General features: G+C 43.8%; 4 protein-coding genes. 1 reads left to right on the top strand and 3 read right to left on the bottom strand.

What is annotated here, in order from left to right:
- Positions 1-31 precede the first annotated feature (31 nt).
- Both FHQ23_RS00005 and FHQ23_RS00010 read right to left on the bottom strand, forming a co-directional pair.
- Complete coding sequence (locus tag FHQ23_RS00005) at positions 32-523, bottom strand: hypothetical protein (protein ID WP_139612479.1); 492 nt, start codon at positions 521-523, stop codon at positions 32-34.
- 94 nt (positions 524-617) lie between these two features.
- Positions 618-1,235, bottom strand: a complete 618-nt coding sequence (locus FHQ23_RS00010) for a MarC family protein (RefSeq protein WP_139612480.1) — start codon at positions 1,233-1,235, stop codon at positions 618-620.
- A gap of 69 nt (positions 1,236-1,304) precedes the next feature.
- On the opposite strand from FHQ23_RS00010, the gene FHQ23_RS00015 reads away from it, so the two are divergent.
- Positions 1,305-3,221: an ABC transporter ATP-binding protein gene (locus FHQ23_RS00015; protein WP_139612481.1), complete on the top strand. Its 1,917-nt coding sequence runs from the start codon at positions 1,305-1,307 to the stop codon at positions 3,219-3,221.
- Here the strand turns inward: FHQ23_RS00015 and FHQ23_RS00020 are convergent.
- Positions 3,199-3,705, bottom strand: coding sequence for a GNAT family N-acetyltransferase (locus FHQ23_RS00020; RefSeq protein ID WP_139612482.1), 507 nt, complete (start codon positions 3,703-3,705; stop codon positions 3,199-3,201). The genes FHQ23_RS00015 and FHQ23_RS00020 overlap by 23 nt on opposite strands.
- Positions 3,706-3,888 lie beyond the last annotated feature (183 nt).

The following is a 3,888-nucleotide window of genomic DNA, read 5'->3' on the forward strand; positions in this document are numbered from 1 at the left end:
CCGACTGTAAAAATAACACCCGATTATGTCATTATTTTTTACTCTGATTATATTTTGGTGTATATAATATATTAGGATATAACTCTCCATTATATTCTTCAAATAATAATGTTATACAACCTTTATCTTTTACTAATGTAATAATATCACGAAATAACTTTTTTTTCCCGTCCTGAGTAATAAGATAATTTTTTTCATATAAGGATTCATAGCTGAAAAATATAGGAAGTTCAGTTTGCTGGGCGTAAGTCAGTAACGTTGTATAGCCTTTGTCAAGGTCAGGAATATTACAATATGTAATATAATGATACTCATATGGGTCATCTAAACTAAGAGATATGCTGAAAAAATAATCGTTTGAAATCCTAGGTGCATTTTTTATAAATGAATGTGTTTGTAGGTAATATCGAAGATTATATTGGCTAAAATTAGGATTTGGTTTAATTACGATATACCACATATAAAGAAAAAGTAGTAAAGCAGATAATAGAATCAAGTAACAATAATTTTTACATTTACTCATAATATTTAATCTGCTTACTTTATCTAAACAGCATCATTCGGTAAGTTTTTATACACCAACCATTACCTAAAGTCCAGTGGCGCAGATAGTGCACTTATTTCACATACATAAAGAAATCACGCACGCCGAGCAGAATATTGTTGATCGCCACCGCAGCCAGAATCAAGCCCATTACCCGACTGATAATCGCAGCACCGGTGGTACCGATAATCCGTTGAATACGGTTGGCGGCAATAAACAGCAGATAAGTGATAAGTAAAATAATCAACATAATCAAGGTAGTGAGCATCTGTTCACCTAAATTAAAACGGTGATTATCGGTTAACAGAACCACTGCCATCATCGCACCGGGCGAGGCAATAGAAGGAACTGCCAACGGATAGACGGCGATCTCATTCAAGTTAGATGGCATACGAATCTCTTCGCCGGGTTTGCCTTCACCAAAAATCATGGTCAAGGCGAACAACAACAATACCAAGCCACCGGCAGTTTGGAATGCCGTCAGGGGAATCTGCATCGCCTCTAATAACAATTGACCGGCAACCAAGAAAAAAACCAAAATTCCGGCGGAGATCAAAGTGGCATTGCGTGCAATCCGATGACGCGCTTCCAGCGGCAACCCAATTGTTTTTGCAAGATAAACCGGCACGGAACCAATTGGATCAATCACCGCCCAGAGTACCACGAACTGCACAATCAAAGAGTCAAACATTATTCATCCTGAACGTTAAAAAAATATGCTATTATTGTGCAATAATCTGTTAACAAAATAAAACAAAAAATGATTTTTTTTACTGATCTCACCTTAAAGCGCGGGCTGACCACGCTGCTCGAACACGCCAATGCGACGATTAATCCAGGACAGAAAGTCGGTCTGGTCGGCAAAAATGGTTGCGGTAAATCCTCTTTACTTTCCTTACTTAAAGGCGAAATGAGCAGCGAAGGCGGTGAGGTCAAATTTCCGTCAAACTGGTCATTGGCATGGGTTAATCAGGAAACCCCGGCGTTAGATATCAGCGCATTGGATTATGTGATTCAAGGTGATCGAGAATATATTCAACTGAGCCAAGAATTGGCTCAGGCAAACGCTGACAATGACGGCAACCAAATCGCACTGTTGCACGCCAAACTGGACACCATCGACGCATGGACAATTCAATCCCGTGCCGCCACCTTACTGCACGGCTTGGGCTTTGAAAACCAGCAGTTGCAAAGTGCGGTCAAATCGTTTTCCGGCGGTTGGCGGATGCGGCTGAATCTGGCACAAGCGCTGATTTGCCGCTCTGACTTGCTACTGCTGGATGAACCGACCAACCACTTGGATCTGGATGCGGTGATCTGGCTGGAACGCTGGTTGAGCCGCTATCCAGGCACATTGATTCTGATTTCACACGACCGCGATTTTCTCGATCCGGTGGTGAGTAAAATTCTGCATATCGAACAACAACAACTGAACGAATATAGCGGTGATTACTCCTCGTTTGAAGTACAGCGAGCCACCAAACTGGCACAACAAAATGCGCTCTATCACCAGCAACAGCAAAAAGTAGAACATCTGCAAAGCTATATCGATCGTTTCCGCGCCAAAGCCAGCAAAGCCAAACAGGCACAAAGTCGGATTCGCGCACTGGAACGCATGGAGCTGATCGCACCGGCTTATGTGGACAATCCGTTTAAATTTGAATTTCGTCCGCCTGTCTCGTTGCCAAACCCGATTTTAAGCATGGAGAAAGTCAGTGCCGGTTACGCTGATCATACGGTGTTACAATCGGTGAAATTAAACTTGGTTCCCGGTTCGCGCATCGGGTTGCTTGGTCGCAATGGCGCCGGAAAGTCCACATTAATCAAGCTATTAGCGGAAGAATTAACCCCGCAAAGCGGTATGGTGCAACTGGCAAAAGGGGTACAACTGGGTTATTTCGCCCAACACCAATTGGACACACTGCGTGCTGACGAAACCGCACTTTGGCATTTAGCACGCCTTGCGCCACAACAGACCGAACAGCAGCTGCGTGATTATCTCGGCGGTTTTGCCTTTCACGGGGATAAAGTCAAACAGGCGGTGGACAGTTTTTCCGGCGGCGAAAAAGCCCGTTTGGTGTTGGCGCTGATTGTGTGGCAACGCCCGAATCTACTGCTGTTGGACGAACCAACTAACCATCTGGATTTAGATATGCGCCAAGCGTTAACCGAAGCGTTGGTGGATTATCAAGGCTCTCTGGTGGTGGTGTCGCATGATCGCCATTTGCTGCGCAACACCGTCAACGATTTCTATCTGGTGCACGATCACAAGGTGGAAGACTTCGACGGTGATTTGGATGATTATCAAAAATGGCTGAACGACAATGCCAATCAAACCGTTGATAAAACCACTGAAAGTGCGATTGAAAAAACAGACAATTCACTAAACCGTAAGGAACAAAAACGGCTCGAAGCCGAGCTGCGGCAACAAAGTGCACCGCTACGTCAAGCACTGCGCAAACTGGAAACCCAGTTGGAACAACACAGCACACAGTTAAGCGAGATCGAAAACCAACTTGCCGATACCGCACTTTATCAAGAAGAGAACAAAGTGCGGTTAACTACGTTGTTAGATCAACAGGTTAAACACAAAAAAGCTTTAGAACAGGTGGAGTTTGATTGGTTAGAGGCTCAGCAGCAGCTAGAAGAGTTGCTCAATCAAGCTGTGAACCTGTAATCGGACGCCGTAAGGCAGAGCAAAGCGTACCACGCCTGCTCATCACCATTTTACCCACTTCACAAAAACCGCACTTGAGATACAACTGATAAGCGTGCTGGTTGGCAGGATTAACCGCCAGCACGATTTCATTGCAGCTGGGTGATAATTGTTGTGAGATAAACGGTTCCAACAATCCCGGTTGCATCACGGTTTTTGCAATGCCTTGTCCTTGATAGTGAGGATTAACCGAAAAGGAACGTAGCAAAATCGACTGCGGATTATGGGTAAATTCCAGTTTATCCACGCCGCGATCTAAGATGAAAAAGCCGACCACCTGTCGGTTTTTTAAAATGGAAACCGCGGTCATACTGCTTTCCAGCAGTAAGGTATGCCCGTTAAACCATTGTGACGGATCCGGTGCATACAACGCCTGCTCCGGCGGCAATTGGTAGTGCACCAGCGCCTCAAAATGCGAAAAGCGGTATTTTTCAATACTAATCATAGTTAATCCATTAAGCTATAAGAAATATTCTAACTATATGATAAATTAGGAAATTCGAATTGCTGTATTTAGCCACAAACTCCGTCTGGGCGCAATCAAAAGATTAAAAAATCGGCAAATATTTTAGGGTCTGTTGATCTTTGTTTATAATTTGAGCTATAGACTGTTTTTCGCCACTCTTTT

It is taken from the genome of Testudinibacter crocodili, from assembly GCF_006228025.1.
GTDB lineage: Bacteria > Pseudomonadota > Gammaproteobacteria > Enterobacterales > Pasteurellaceae > Chelonobacter.